This is a genomic window from Burkholderia sp. AU15512 (assembly GCF_002223325.1).
Taxonomy (GTDB): domain Bacteria; phylum Pseudomonadota; class Gammaproteobacteria; order Burkholderiales; family Burkholderiaceae; genus Burkholderia.
Window position 1 is genome coordinate 826,356 of the sequence record NZ_NKEX01000003.1, and the last position, 11,760, is coordinate 838,115.

Annotated in this window: 21 protein-coding genes; all 21 read left to right on the plus strand. The window is 62.7% G+C overall.

The annotated features are described in order from the left end of the window. The first annotated feature begins 19 nt into the window (after nt 1-19). The 21 genes from CFB43_RS06480 (at nt 20) to CFB43_RS06575 (ending at nt 11,752) form a co-directional block, all read left to right on the plus strand. Nucleotides 20-226, plus strand: coding sequence for a hypothetical protein (locus tag CFB43_RS06480; RefSeq protein ID WP_089494484.1), 207 nt, complete (start codon nt 20-22; stop codon nt 224-226). Beyond that, on the plus strand, nt 223-447 hold the full coding sequence (locus CFB43_RS06485) for a hypothetical protein (protein ID WP_089494485.1): 225 nt from the start codon (nt 223-225) through the stop codon (nt 445-447). The genes CFB43_RS06480 and CFB43_RS06485 overlap by 4 nt, the downstream gene beginning before the upstream one ends. Beyond that, on the plus strand, nt 444-659 hold the full coding sequence (locus tag CFB43_RS06490; RefSeq protein WP_089494486.1) for a hypothetical protein: 216 nt from the start codon (nt 444-446) through the stop codon (nt 657-659). Before CFB43_RS06485 ends, CFB43_RS06490 begins: the two co-directional genes overlap by 4 nt. A 112-nt stretch (nt 660-771) precedes the next feature. After that, a complete protein-coding gene (locus tag CFB43_RS06495) occupies nt 772-1,623 on the plus strand; it encodes a conserved phage C-terminal domain-containing protein (protein ID WP_089494487.1) in 852 nt (283 codons plus the stop codon). Continuing rightward, nucleotides 1,620-2,120: a histidine ammonia-lyase gene (locus CFB43_RS06500; protein WP_256989934.1), complete on the plus strand. Its 501-nt coding sequence runs from the start codon at nt 1,620-1,622 to the stop codon at nt 2,118-2,120. Before CFB43_RS06495 ends, CFB43_RS06500 begins: the two co-directional genes overlap by 4 nt. Beyond that, nucleotides 2,117-3,070, plus strand: coding sequence for an AAA family ATPase (locus CFB43_RS06505; protein WP_306427102.1), 954 nt, complete (start codon nt 2,117-2,119; stop codon nt 3,068-3,070). Before CFB43_RS06500 ends, CFB43_RS06505 begins: the two co-directional genes overlap by 4 nt. A gap of 55 nt (nt 3,071-3,125) precedes the next feature. Next, nucleotides 3,126-3,617: a hypothetical protein gene (locus tag CFB43_RS06510; RefSeq protein ID WP_089494489.1), complete on the plus strand. Its 492-nt coding sequence runs from the start codon at nt 3,126-3,128 to the stop codon at nt 3,615-3,617. Next, nucleotides 3,614-4,081 (plus strand): hypothetical protein, encoded by a 468-nt coding sequence (locus CFB43_RS06515; protein ID WP_089494490.1) that lies wholly within the window; start codon nt 3,614-3,616, stop codon nt 4,079-4,081. The genes CFB43_RS06510 and CFB43_RS06515 overlap by 4 nt, the downstream gene beginning before the upstream one ends. Beyond that, on the plus strand, nt 4,078-4,335 hold the full coding sequence (locus tag CFB43_RS06520; RefSeq protein WP_089494491.1) for a hypothetical protein: 258 nt from the start codon (nt 4,078-4,080) through the stop codon (nt 4,333-4,335). Before CFB43_RS06515 ends, CFB43_RS06520 begins: the two co-directional genes overlap by 4 nt. Continuing rightward, nucleotides 4,332-4,688: a hypothetical protein gene (locus tag CFB43_RS06525; RefSeq protein ID WP_089494492.1), complete on the plus strand. Its 357-nt coding sequence runs from the start codon at nt 4,332-4,334 to the stop codon at nt 4,686-4,688. Before CFB43_RS06520 ends, CFB43_RS06525 begins: the two co-directional genes overlap by 4 nt. A gap of 77 nt (nt 4,689-4,765) precedes the next feature. Then, nucleotides 4,766-5,164 carry a hypothetical protein gene (locus CFB43_RS06530; RefSeq protein ID WP_089494493.1) on the plus strand — a complete coding sequence of 133 codons (399 nt, stop codon included), beginning with the start codon at nt 4,766-4,768 and terminating at the stop codon, nt 5,162-5,164. An 11-nt stretch (nt 5,165-5,175) separates the two neighbouring features. Then, the gene (locus tag CFB43_RS06535) at nt 5,176-5,556 is read left to right on the plus strand and encodes a hypothetical protein (RefSeq protein WP_089494494.1); all 381 of its coding nucleotides are present in this window, start codon (nt 5,176-5,178) and stop codon (nt 5,554-5,556) included. A 95-nt stretch (nt 5,557-5,651) separates the two neighbouring features. Next, nucleotides 5,652-5,936, plus strand: coding sequence for a hypothetical protein (locus CFB43_RS06540; RefSeq protein ID WP_208606995.1), 285 nt, complete (start codon nt 5,652-5,654; stop codon nt 5,934-5,936). A gap of 130 nt (nt 5,937-6,066) precedes the next feature. Then, nucleotides 6,067-6,423 (plus strand): hypothetical protein, encoded by a 357-nt coding sequence (locus tag CFB43_RS06545; protein ID WP_089494495.1) that lies wholly within the window; start codon nt 6,067-6,069, stop codon nt 6,421-6,423. A 64-nt stretch (nt 6,424-6,487) separates the two neighbouring features. After that, nucleotides 6,488-6,622, plus strand: coding sequence for a hypothetical protein (locus CFB43_RS38770; RefSeq protein ID WP_256989935.1), 135 nt, complete (start codon nt 6,488-6,490; stop codon nt 6,620-6,622). Nucleotides 6,623-6,624: 2 nt separating this feature from the next. Then, the gene (locus CFB43_RS06555; RefSeq protein ID WP_089494497.1) at nt 6,625-7,071 is read left to right on the plus strand and encodes a terminase; all 447 of its coding nucleotides are present in this window, start codon (nt 6,625-6,627) and stop codon (nt 7,069-7,071) included. Then, the gene (locus CFB43_RS06560; RefSeq protein ID WP_089494498.1) at nt 7,068-8,303 is read left to right on the plus strand and encodes a PBSX family phage terminase large subunit; all 1,236 of its coding nucleotides are present in this window, start codon (nt 7,068-7,070) and stop codon (nt 8,301-8,303) included. The genes CFB43_RS06555 and CFB43_RS06560 overlap by 4 nt, the downstream gene beginning before the upstream one ends. After that, nucleotides 8,303-10,408: a portal protein gene (locus CFB43_RS06565; RefSeq protein ID WP_089494499.1), complete on the plus strand. Its 2,106-nt coding sequence runs from the start codon at nt 8,303-8,305 to the stop codon at nt 10,406-10,408. The genes CFB43_RS06560 and CFB43_RS06565 overlap by 1 nt, the downstream gene beginning before the upstream one ends. 1 nt (nt 10,409) lies before the next feature. Next, complete coding sequence (locus CFB43_RS06570) at nt 10,410-10,715, plus strand: hypothetical protein (RefSeq protein ID WP_089494500.1); 306 nt, start codon at nt 10,410-10,412, stop codon at nt 10,713-10,715. Nucleotides 10,716-10,719: 4 nt separating this feature from the next. Then, nucleotides 10,720-10,929, plus strand: coding sequence for a hypothetical protein (locus tag CFB43_RS37580; protein WP_144023044.1), 210 nt, complete (start codon nt 10,720-10,722; stop codon nt 10,927-10,929). Nucleotides 10,930-11,029: 100 nt separating this feature from the next. Beyond that, nucleotides 11,030-11,752, plus strand: a complete 723-nt coding sequence (locus CFB43_RS06575) for a hypothetical protein (protein WP_089494501.1) — start codon at nt 11,030-11,032, stop codon at nt 11,750-11,752. Nucleotides 11,753-11,760 lie beyond the last annotated feature (8 nt).

Sequence of the window (11,760 nt, forward strand, 5' to 3'; positions counted from 1 at the left end):
GCTATACAAAGAGGCAAAAATGCTGATGACCAAGCAACAGGCGATCGACATCTTCGGTAGCGGCGCCGAACTCGGCCGTGCCGTGGGGCTGACTCGCGGCCGCATTTCTCAATGGCCCGACGAGCTTGAACAGCGAGAGACAGATCTCGTCGTCGGTGCCGCCCTTCGTTTGGGTAAGCCTCTTCCGGATGGCTTCGTCAACCAATCCGCCCAGGTGGCCGCATGAAACCCCGCGCCGAATACCGCAACGAGGTGAAAACCCGTTTGCGCGATCGCGTCTATGACGCGCTCCAGTTCTACAAGCAGTTGCATGGCATCGACTCCGATTCGGCCGCGCTCAACCGCATCGCGGAGGTGGCGCTGTTTGGCGTTGTCGGCACTTTGCCCGCGCAGCTCGTGCCCGTCAGTGCCGATGCGGGACAGGCCGGCCCGAAGGTGCGCGCATGAGTGGCGCCCGCGTGGAGCAAACGGTCGCGCTGCCTGTCATCGACGCAGCCGATCTGGCGATGCGCGCCGCGGCGCAACAGATCTCAATCCCCGATTACCTCGGCTATCACGTGCTCAGGAGCGCCTATGGCGCGATGCACCCGGTCGTGATCGCCTTCGAGCAGCGTCCCAAAATGGGACAAGCGGGGACAGAGGAGGGCGACCGTGATTGACCTCTGGATCGACGCCTTCATGGCGCTGCTGATCTCGTTCGCCTTTGGCGCGTGTTGGAGGTGGGCGTGAACGACCTCCCGAATCCTCTCACCGCCGGCGCGGAGGTTCGCCATGCGTGATTACTCGCGCGTCTCTCCGAAATTCTGGATCGGCGAGACCGGTAAGAAATTGAAGAAGTCGGGGGCCGAAGCAGTCGTCGTCGGCCTCTATCTGATGACGTCGCCGCATTCGAACATGCTCGGACTGTTCTACCAGCCCGAATTGCTCATCGCGCACGAAACTGGTTTGGGCATCGAAGGGGCATCGAAGGGGCTTCAAAGGTGTATCGAGGCCGGATTTTGCGCGTACGACCGCGAGTCGGAGATGGTCTGGGTGTTCGAAATGGCTCGTTTTCAGATCGCGGAGAAGCTGTCGGAGAGCGACAAGCGCTCAATCGGTGTGCAGAACGAATACAACCAGCTTCCCGAAAACCCTTTCCTGGCGGCCTTCTACGACCGATACGCGAAGGTCTTCAATCTCACGAAAAAACGCGAATCTAAGGCGTTCGAATTAAGCCCCTCGGAAGCCCCTTCGGAGCCCCATCGAAGCCAAGAGCAGGAACAGGAACAGGAACAGGAGGATATGTCGGGCATGCCCGACGCTGCCCGGGACATCCTGTCCTACCTCAACGAGAAAGCGAATCGAAATTTTCAGGCGGTTCCTGCGAACACGAAACTCATCGCTGCTCGCATTCGCGAAGGGGCGACAGTCGAGCAGCTGAAGGCCGTGGTGGATGCGAAGGTCAAGGACTGGTCGCATGACCCGAAGATGTGCGAGTACCTGCGTCCAGCGACGCTTTTCAACGCCGAGAAGTTCGGGCAGTACGCCGGCGCATTGGGTGCGGTCAAGCCAAACGGCGCGGATCCGGCTGGCGAGCTTGTGCGGAACGCTCGAGGCCAGTTGGTCGACAACCCCTTCGCATGATTGCCATGACCCGCTATCCCGCCAACTCCGAAGCCCTCGTCGCCATGCGCCGTCGCCGTCAGGCTCCGGCCGGCTCGGTGCTCGTTTCGTTCGTTGGATCGCTGCAGTGGTCGAACGTGACCCTGCATGCCTCGGTCAGCGAGCGCTACGACTGGCGGCCGATTGCGGCCTTGGATGTCGAGACTTTCGCTTCGGCTTCGATCGCGTTTCCTGCGCTACTGCGCTCGCTGGTCGACATGGCTGCTGCCGTGCCGCGGCGCATGGTGCTGACGTTCCGCGAAGGTCCGCGCGTTGAGCTCGGCGAATGGCGCCAGATCACCGACTTCCGTGTTTTCGACTGGTGCCCGATGGCACTCGGCGGTCCCTGCTGGGACGACGCCCGGGCACTCGCATCGCGCATCTTCGCCGAGCTCGGCAAGTCCATTCCCACCCCGTACGACGAGGCCTGCACGCTCGTCATCAAAGCCGCACAGGAGGCCCAGCAGTGGCACGCATGATTCCCGATTCGATCGACTGGAACGCCTACGTCAACGACGCAGACGACGGTCGTGCGGACGTTCGTCGAGCGTCCGAATTCTTCGACATGGTAGTGGATGCGTTCCATGGCGAGGCGCAGCTGCAGACCGGTGTGTCGACGCCGTGGTCGTCCCTTGGCAAGGATCTCGCCTTCCGTCCGGGTGAAGTCTCGCTATGGGGTGGCATCAACGGGCACGGCAAATCCGGAGTGCTCGGGCAGGTGATCCTGCATGTGATGTCGCAAGGCGAGCGTGCATGCATTGCTTCGATGGAAATGCCTCCGCACAAGACGCTCGAGCGCATGGCGCGCCAGGCCGCCTGCAACGAAGCGCCGGCACAGACGTACCTGCGTTCGCTCGAACGCTGGACCGACGATCGGCTCTGGATCTACAACCACATCGGCACCGTGCAGCGTGACCGGATGCTGGCCGTGTCGCGGTACTGCCGCAACGAGCTCGGCATCTCGCACATGGTCATCGACAGCCTGATGAAGTGCGGAATCGCGCCCGACGACTACGCCGGGCAGAAGAATTTCGTCGATCAGCTCTGCTCGCTGGCGCGCGATACGGGGCTGCACATCCACCTCGTGCACCACATCCGCAAGGGCGAGCGCGAGACCGACATTCCCGACAAATTCGACCTGAAGGGTGCTGGCGAAATCACCGATCTCGTCGACAACCTGCTCATCGTTCATCGCAACAAGCGCAAGGAAACGGAGCTGCGGAAGGATCTCGACGACGAGAAGCGCGCAATGTTCGAAGCGCAGGCCGACACGGTGCTGATCTGCGCCAAGCAGCGGCATTACACCTGGGAAGGGAATCTGAAGCTTTGGTTTGACCAAGCGTCGCTGCAGTACCGAGATAGCCGCACGGATGGGGCGCAGTTCCTTGATCTCGAAACCGGCGAATGGAGGCAGGTATGGGCACGATGAACGCATCCACTACGCCTGCGCACGTGATCCTTCCGCCCCAAAAGCCGGAGGGCGCATGACGATCATCATCGGCTGCGACCCGGGCCTCACGGGCGCGCTCACGTTCCTTGGCGCCAACGGAGAACTGCTGTCGGTCGAAGACCTGCCGACATGCCCGATCCCCACTGCCGGCCCGAAGGCGCGCGTCAAACGCAAGCTCGACGCGCGCGCGCTTCGCGAGATCCTGCGCCGCGGCGTTCCCGCTGACGAGCGCGCAATCTTCGCGATGGAGGACATGCAGCTGCTCGGCGGTTCATCCGTGCAGACCATGGGGGCGCTGGCGCATACGCGGGGTGTTCTGGAGGCTGTCGCGATCCTCTGCGACATGCGCATGGAGTACGTGACGCCGCAGCGCTGGAAGCGCTTCTATGGGCTCGGTGCGGACAAGGCGCAATGCCTAGATGCCGCGCGCCGGCTCTATCCGCATGCACCGCTCACTCGGGCGAAGGACCACAACCGTGCCGAGAGCATGCTGATTGCGCGCTGGGCGCAGAGGAACCTCGTATGAGCCCGCACTTCTGGCGCGCGAACGAGAAAGCGCTCGTCACGCGCATGTACGAGGCCGGTGCGCCCCTCCGCGAGATCGCTGCAGCCACCGACGTCAGTGAAGACGCGATCCGCGGTGCTGTGGGTCGATGGAAGCTGCACCGGCCCGAAGGGCATATCGGCATCGAGATGCGCACGAACCTCGCATGGCCGCGCATTCGCGCCGTACTCGTGGAATCCGATGGCATGACGATCGCCGAAATTCGGTCGGCAGCCGGCGTCAGCAAGCCCGCGGTGCTGAAGGCGCTGGCCGAGCACCGCGGCGAGCTGCACGTCGTGCGCTGGATTCCGACGTCGCGGAAGCCTCGCGCGGTATGGGCGCTGGGAAAGCGTATGGACGCGCCGAAGCCGGTCAGGATGCGCGCGACGAAGCAGCGTTGCGCATTGGGCCAGATGGTGGCGCAGCTTCTACGGGAGGCTGCATGATGGTCTCTGTCCTCCAGCTCGCCGGCATGCTCCCGCGCGACCCGCAGTTCCGCGAGTGGGTCGGCGGCTTCGTCGACGGCGATCCCGTCTCGGTCGACGAGGCCGCAGCATTCATCCGCGCCGTGTGCAAGGTCGAGTCGCGCCGCGAGCTGGCCACCGATACGCATGCGGCCGATCGCTTCAACCACTTCCTGCGCCGGCCGTTCGTCGACTGGCGCGACAACCAGCGGCACAACGAACGGAGAGCAGCATGAATCAACCGAATTTCTATGCAGGATTGGGTATCGGGCAGGCCAGTACCGCGTCCATTCAGTCGATCGAGCAGCACCAGAAGCAAATGGCAGCGTCCGCGCAAATTGCGCCCCCGGATACCGTGCGCAGCCTCGCAGAACGCGCGCATCAAGCTATGGAAGTGCTCGATCTCGAGCTTGCATGTCTCGCTGAGCGCTTGCAGCCGGTTAGAGAGCCGACTCCTTGCGATACGGGGGAGGCCTCGCCGCAGACGCCGGCATATCCGGAAGCGATCGCTATGCTCCGCGCGCTGGTGGATCGAATTGAAAGCCGCGCTGCGGCAGTCCGGCAGGTCAGTGCCGAACTGCGCATCTGAGCACCGCGCTACGCCGATGCGTACTCGGCCGCTGGCTCCTGCGACACGGGCGATTTCCCACATGACCGGAGCCATTCATGCCAGCCACCAGCATCGCCATCATGGCGTCGATGCAATCCAGCATCGCGGCAGCCAACGCGGCCCGCGCAGAAGCGGAGGCGCATACCGCTCGCTGTATCGCTGACGTCGGGTCGTACAACCAGGCGACTGCGGACGTGGCGCGTTCGCAGTCGTATGCCGAATGCGTGCTGTACCTCCACCCAGCCACGACTCCCAGCGAAATGCTCGCGATGAAGATCGGCATTGCCATACTGCTCGCGATGCTGGTGATCGGGATCGCGATCGGCGTGCACAAAGGGCGTCGGGATTACTGCACGGGACCATGGATAGGGGCGTTCTTCGGGGGATGTCTGGCTGGTTGCGCATGGTTAGGTGGCGTTTTGCTTTTCGCCGCATTCGCATTCCTCCTTTCGTGATCGGAGCCTGCATGAATCGCAACGACGAAATCGACGATCTGCTCGAAGACTGGTATGACTGGCAGCAGTCCTACCGTCCGAAGCTCGGTTATGGTGGGGCCGATCCTGCTTGCCGCGAATACCGCGCTGGCTGGCGCGAGTCGTCGGATCTGGCTGATGCAGCGGACATGCGCGCGCGCAAGGCGGTCTGCGAGGCCGTCGATGCATGCGTGTCGCGTCTTGATCTACGTGGCCGCGTGGCGATTCAAACCGAAATGCGCAATCGGTTCAGCGGAGCGCGTTCCTGGTCGTCGATTCGGCTGCAATCTCCGCTCCCCGACGAATACGCACGGGCGAAGGATCTGCTGCGTCCGATGTTCGAGGCGCGTGATCTGGTCGAGACGGCGCAATGAATCCCACTTGTAAACCCGATAGCAGCAGCCTATAATCCGCGCCGTGGGGGAGTCGTTCGCCCTCAGAAAACCGAATTCAGCATCCGAAAGCCCGCTTGGCATCCGCCAGCGGGCTTTTTGCTTTGGAGCATGCCATGGCGACGATGAGCACGAAGAAGCGCGACAAGCTGCCCGCGAAGGCGTTTGCGGGCCCGGACCGGTCGTATCCGGTCAACGATCGCGCTCACGCGGCGAACGCCAAGGCGCGCGCATCGCAGGCCGTCAACGCCGGCCGCATGTCCCCGAGCGAGAAGTCGAAGATCGACGCCAAGGCCGACAAGGTGCTCGGCGAGTCCCCGAAGCGCGGCGAGCGCACAGCCAAGCACAAGGCCAAGAAGTGAATCTTCCGCAAGCCGTGAGTGCGCGAACCGCGGCAGCTGTCGACGTATTGGAAGCCAGTGGTCTCCGCCGGATTCCGGAACTCGTGCTGGCGACGGGCGGCAGCAATTCCCTCAACGAACGGAGCATGACATGGACGAACTGAACGCAGCGCCGAGCAGCACCGAGCCGACGCAGGAACCGAACGCCGAGCGCGAAGCGCTTCCGGACTGGGTGAAGAACGGTCAGCCGCCCGTGCAGGAGGCTGGCACGTCCACATCGGGGGAGCAATCGAGCGTTTCTGGCGATACGAGCGCATCCGCCGAGAACGATACGGTGGACGCACCTACCATTGATGCCCCCGCAGTCGGCGGCGGCGTCGATGCCCCGTCGCACCTCCTGCTGCTCGATGCCATGCTCGCCGAGATCGAGCGCAAGATCGCCGCCGGCATTCACACGTTCGCGCACGAGGTCACCGCGGCGCGCGACCATCTGGCGAAGCTGCTTTAACGCCATGCGCACGGAAGCCACGCACGTGATTTGCTGCCCGGCGAGCCCGAACGACGGCAAGCGCGTGCGCATCGTGGCCGATCCCGGCTACAACGTGCTGGCCGATCGCGCGGATGATCCGGATTGGCTTTCGGTCGAAATGGTCGATACCGGCGTTCACGGCTCGATCGAACGCAGGTTCGTGGCGGAGATCGCCTGACGATGGCCGCGCCGTCCAAGTTCAAGCCCGAGTTCGTCGAACTCGCGCGGAACTACTGCCTGCTCGGTGCGACCGACGTCGAACTTGCGCGCTTCTTCGGCACTACAGACCGCACGATTCGCACGTGGAAGCAGCAGCATCCGGAGTTCGCGGAGGCGCTCGAGCAGGCGAAGGCAGAAGCTGACGCACAGGTGCAGAACAGCCTTTTCCGTCGCGCAAACGGGTACAGCCATCCGGAAGTCGACATCAGGGTTGTCAACGGCAAGATCGTGAAGACGGACCTGATCAAGCACTACGCGCCGGATACTGTGGCATGCATTTTCTGGCTCAAGAACCGGCGCCCGGACCAGTGGCGCGACAAGGTTGACCACGAGCACGCCGGCAAGGACGGCGGTGCCATCCAGTTCCAGCGCGTCGAGCGCCGCATCATCGATCCGAAATCGGAATGACCATCCTCGAAATCCAGACGCCGCGGGTATTTGCTCCGCTGCTCGCCCCTGCGCGCTACAAAGGCGCGCACGGCGGCCGTGGATCGGGGAAATCGCATTTCTTCGGTGAGCTGTGGCTCGAGGAAAACGTCTCAGACAAGTACGACTTCGTCTGCCTCCGCGAGACGCTGAAATCGCTCGAGTTCTCGGTGAAGAAGCTGCTCGAGGCGAAGATCGCTGCGTTCAACGCTGGCGACTACTTTGAGGTGCAAGACCGCCGCATCATGTCGCGCCACGGTGGCGTCACGATTTTCGAGGGCATGCAGAACCACACGGCCGACTCCATCAAGTCGCTGGAGGGATTCGACCGCGCGTGGTTCGAGGAAGCGCAGAACGCGTCTGAGAAAAGCCTCACGCTGCTGCGCCCGACGATCCGCAAGCCCGGTTCTCAGCTTTGGTTCGGGTGGAACCCGAGCAAGCCGACAGATCCGATTGATGTCCTGCTGCGCGGCGCCGAGCCGCCGCCGGATTCGATCGTCGTCGAGGCGAACTTCATGGACAACCCGTGGCTGCCGCGCGAACTCCACGAAGAAATGGAGTACGACAAGCGCCGCGACCCCGACAAGTACGCACATGTGTGGCTGGGCGGCTATCAGCAGCGCAGCGAAGCGCGCGTGTTCAAGAACTGGCACGTCGAGGAATTCGAGCGGCCTGCCGGCACGGTTTTCCGCCTGGGCGCCGACTGGGGCTTCGCGAGCGATCCTTCGGTGCTGATCCGCTGCGACATCGACGGGAACCGCCTGTACGTCGACTATGAGGCGTATCAGGTCGGCTGCGAGATCGTGAACCTGCCGGAATTGTTTATGGCTGTTCCGGAGGCCGAGAAGTGGCCGATTACGGCCGATTCGGCACGTCCGGAGACGATCAGCCACATGCAGAAGCACGGCTTCCCGAAGATCCGCGCCGCGATCAAGGGCGCGAAGTCGCTGGAAGAGGGCGTCGAGTTTCTGAACTCGTTCGACATCATCGTGCATCCGCGGTGCAAGCACCTGATCGATGAGCTGACGCTCTACAAGTACAAGGAAGACAAGCTGACCGGCGCCGTGCTGCCGATCCTGGAGGACAAGGACAACCACGTGATCGACGCGCTGCGCTATGCCTGCGAAGGCGCGCGCCGGGCTACCAAACCCGCGAAGTCGAAACAACCCGTCGTGCGCCGCTCTGTCATGGGCGGCGGCGCTTGGATGAGCTGATGGCCCGCAAACCGAAAGAAGATTCGAGCGCGAAGATCGTCGCCGAGGCGAAAGAGCGCTTCGAGCATTGCCAGGAGTTCGAGTCCGAGTTTCGGCAGCGCTTCGTCGAAGATCTGCGTTTCTCGAACGGGGACGCTGACAACGGATGGCAGTGGCCAGACCAGATCCGCACCACGCGGGAAGGCGATGCACGCCCGTGCCTGACGATCAACAAAGTGCGTCAGCACAACCTGCAGATCATCAACGACGCGAAGCAGAACAAGCCGAGTGTCAAGACGCTGCCGGTCGATGGCGAGGCCGACATCGAGATCGCGAAGATCCTCGACGGCATCGTGCGGCACATCGAATACAACTCGCACGCCGAAATCGTGTATGACACCGCGACAGAGTTCGCGGTGCAAGGTGGCCTCGGCTACTGGCGCATCGTCTGCGAATACGCGCACGACGGCTCCTTCGATCAGGAAATTTTCCTGCGGCGCGTCAAGGATCCGCTGACGATCTACCTCGACCCGGACATCGAGTCGGCGGACGGCTCGGATGCGAAGTTTGCCTTCGTGTTCGAGGAAATGACGAAGGCCGAGTACGAGGCGCGCTATCCGGGCGAGGAAGCGCAGAGCGTCGTGTTCGGCGACGACACGCAGAGCGACGGCTGGATCAGCAAGAACAAGATCCGCGTGTGCGAGTACTTCCGCAAGACGGCGAAGGTCGATAAGCTGGTGAATCACCCGGTCAATGGCCCGGTGCGCCTGTCGGAGATCGAGGACGCGAACGAGCGCGCGGCGATCGAGAAGGATGCGTCGATCCAGAAGCGCGAGATCACGGAGCCGCAGATCACGTGGTATCTGATCGCGGGCGACAAGATCATCGACGAGAAGCCGTGGGCAGGTCGCTACATTCCGATTGTGCGTGTGGTTGGCGAAGAAATCGTCATCAACGGCAAGGTCGAGCGCAAGGGCCATACGCGGAACCTGAAAGACGCGCAGCGCATGTATAACTACATGTCGTCGGCGAATGTCGAGTACATCGCGCTTCAGACGAAGACGCCCTTTGTCGGGCCAGCGGAAGCGTTTGAGGGCTACGAATCCGAATGGGCGAATGCGAACAAGGACAATCTGCCGTACCTGCCGTACAACTCGCGCGACGAAGCTGGAAACCCGATTGATCGTCCGCAGCGCGAACAGCCGCCAGTAGGCGCGAATGCGTACCTGACCGGCATGCAGAACGCCCAGCAGGAACTGATGATGGCCTCGGGCCAGTATCAGGAGCAGTTCGGGCAGCCGTCGAACGCGCAGGCCGGCGTGGCGATCCAGGCGCGGCAGCGTCAAGGCGATCGCGCAACGTACCACTTCATCGATAACGTGGCGCGCGCGATCCGCTACACGGGCCGCGTGCTGATCGACCTGATCCCGAAGATCTACGACACGCAACGCGTGGTGCGTATCGTCGGGGAAGACGGCACCGAGACATTCGCGACGCTCGACCCCGAGCAAAAGCAGCCGCTTCAGCAGGTGCCCCATCCGTCGATCGCCGACAAGGTGCAGTTGATCTTCAACCCGGGCATTGGCCGCTACGACGTGACGGTGGAAGTCGGCCCGAACTACGAGACGCGCCGGCAGGAAGCATTCAATGCACTCACGCAGATCATGGGCCAGGATCAGGAGCTGATGAAGGTGGCCGGCGACCTGCTGTTCAAGGCGGCTGACTTCCCGATGGCCGACGAGGTGGCCGAGCGCCTGCATCGCACAATTGACCCTTCGATCTTGGGAGAAGGCTCGACGCCTACCGAGAAGGACATGGAAGGCAAGATGCAGCAGATGGGCCAGATGATCGAGCATCTGACCGCCGAGCTTCAGAATGCGCGGCAGGGGAAGGATGCGCAGGAAACGAACATCAAGGCATACGACGCGGAAACGAAGCGCCTCGCGGCCTTGGGCCAACCGCTCGATCCGCAGATCGTTGCGCACGTCGCGACGCAGGTCGTGATGCAGATGATGGGAACCGGCGCGCCGGAGGGCGCACCACCTCCGACGCCTGACCCGATGCAGCAGCCACCCCAGAACCCGCCGAGTGCGGGTTTTTCTTTGCCCGCACCTCAAGGACAGTGACATGAGCTATCCCGGCATCCTCCAGGACCTCGGGTCCACCAGCCCGATTCAGGGCGTCTACAACATCAAGCAGACGCTCACGCCGGCGCAGGTCGCCGCGAACACCAGCGCCGAACAGACGTTCACGGTGCCGGGCTTGCAAGTCGGCGATTCGATCGACGTCAACAAGCCGTCGCATCAGGTCGGCTTGTCGATCGGCAACGTGCGCGTCTCCGCGGCGAACACGCTCGCGATCCAGTATGTGAACACGACCGCCAGCCCGATCACGCCGACGGCCGAGCAATACATCATCGGCGGCCAGCGCTAAGGCTATGAACGTCGTCCAGTTTCCTCGCGATACGACTCCCGAAACGCTTGGCGAAAACCTCACTGAGTTCGCGCGCGATGGAAATGTGAAATGGGTCGTGATGGTGATCGTCGAGGCAGACGATTCACTCCGATTCGAATGGTCGAAGTTGCCGAGCAATCTTGCAGCGCTCGGTGCCGTTGAGTTTTTGAAGCAGCACCTGATGTCGATCTAAACGACATCGCTTTTCCAGAAGGCCCGCATCCGAAAGGAGCGGGCCTTTTTGCTTTCCGTACCGGCGCGGCATCACCGGGCGCAAATCCTTGGATACGTCCATGCAAACCGAAGACAACGCAGTACCGACGGAAGTCACCGTACCGCCGACGACGGAAACCCCGGAACCGGCGCACGAGCCCGCTGAAACGAGCACGGAATCGGGCACCGAGCAACCCGCAGGAGTAGTCGACCAGCAGCCGCAGGAAAAGCCCAAGAGCGATTGGGTGCAACGGCGCATCGATCAGCTCACGCGGGAGAAGCACGAGGAAAAGCGGCAGCGCGAAGCCCTCGAGGCGCGCCTTCGTGAACTCCAGCCGGACACCGCGACACCCCATGCGCAGCCGATGACCGCGGACCAGATCCGCGCAGAGGCGAAGCGCCTCATCGAGCAAGAAAAGTTCGATGCGGCCTGCAACAAGGTGTTCGACGCCGGCAAGACTGAGTTTCCGGACTGGGACGCATCGTTGCGCACCTTCCAGATGCTCGGCGGTGCATCGCCGGAGTTCCTGGAGGCCGTCACGGCGATGGATGCCGGTCACAAGGTGCTCCATCACCTCGGCCAGCACCCCGAAGAAGCCGAACGCCTGCTGTCTCTTCCTCCGCTTCGCATGGCGCTTGAACTCGCCCGTCTGGAAACGACGGTAGGTCAGGCGAAACCCGCTCCCGTATCGAAGGCGCCCGCGCCGATCTCGCCTGTTGGCGGCAAGTCCGCTCCGGTTGAACCGGAGGAATTTGCCTCGACGGCGGATTACGTCGCATGGCGCAAACGCAACCGCTCATGAGGTTTTAA

Coding starts and splice junctions, on each gene's coding strand:
- CFB43_RS06480 (WP_089494484.1), top strand. CDS start 20: ATGCTGATGACCAAGCAACAGGCGATCGACATCTTCGGTAGCGGCGCC.
- CFB43_RS06485 (WP_089494485.1), top strand. CDS start 223: ATGAAACCCCGCGCCGAATACCGCAACGAGGTGAAAACCCGTTTGCGC.
- CFB43_RS06490 (WP_089494486.1), top strand. CDS start 444: ATGAGTGGCGCCCGCGTGGAGCAAACGGTCGCGCTGCCTGTCATCGAC.
- CFB43_RS06495 (WP_089494487.1), top strand. CDS start 772: ATGCGTGATTACTCGCGCGTCTCTCCGAAATTCTGGATCGGCGAGACC.
- CFB43_RS06500 (WP_256989934.1), top strand. CDS start 1,620: ATGATTGCCATGACCCGCTATCCCGCCAACTCCGAAGCCCTCGTCGCC.
- CFB43_RS06505 (WP_306427102.1), top strand. CDS start 2,117: ATGATTCCCGATTCGATCGACTGGAACGCCTACGTCAACGACGCAGAC.
- CFB43_RS06510 (WP_089494489.1), top strand. CDS start 3,126: ATGACGATCATCATCGGCTGCGACCCGGGCCTCACGGGCGCGCTCACG.
- CFB43_RS06515 (WP_089494490.1), top strand. CDS start 3,614: ATGAGCCCGCACTTCTGGCGCGCGAACGAGAAAGCGCTCGTCACGCGC.
- CFB43_RS06520 (WP_089494491.1), top strand. CDS start 4,078: ATGATGGTCTCTGTCCTCCAGCTCGCCGGCATGCTCCCGCGCGACCCG.
- CFB43_RS06525 (WP_089494492.1), top strand. CDS start 4,332: ATGAATCAACCGAATTTCTATGCAGGATTGGGTATCGGGCAGGCCAGT.
- CFB43_RS06530 (WP_089494493.1), top strand. CDS start 4,766: ATGCCAGCCACCAGCATCGCCATCATGGCGTCGATGCAATCCAGCATC.
- CFB43_RS06535 (WP_089494494.1), top strand. CDS start 5,176: ATGAATCGCAACGACGAAATCGACGATCTGCTCGAAGACTGGTATGAC.
- CFB43_RS06545 (WP_089494495.1), top strand. CDS start 6,067: ATGGACGAACTGAACGCAGCGCCGAGCAGCACCGAGCCGACGCAGGAA.
- CFB43_RS06555 (WP_089494497.1), top strand. CDS start 6,625: ATGGCCGCGCCGTCCAAGTTCAAGCCCGAGTTCGTCGAACTCGCGCGG.
- CFB43_RS06560 (WP_089494498.1), top strand. CDS start 7,068: ATGACCATCCTCGAAATCCAGACGCCGCGGGTATTTGCTCCGCTGCTC.
- CFB43_RS06565 (WP_089494499.1), top strand. CDS start 8,303: ATGGCCCGCAAACCGAAAGAAGATTCGAGCGCGAAGATCGTCGCCGAG.
- CFB43_RS06570 (WP_089494500.1), top strand. CDS start 10,410: ATGAGCTATCCCGGCATCCTCCAGGACCTCGGGTCCACCAGCCCGATT.
- CFB43_RS37580 (WP_144023044.1), top strand. CDS start 10,720: ATGAACGTCGTCCAGTTTCCTCGCGATACGACTCCCGAAACGCTTGGC.
- CFB43_RS06575 (WP_089494501.1), top strand. CDS start 11,030: ATGCAAACCGAAGACAACGCAGTACCGACGGAAGTCACCGTACCGCCG.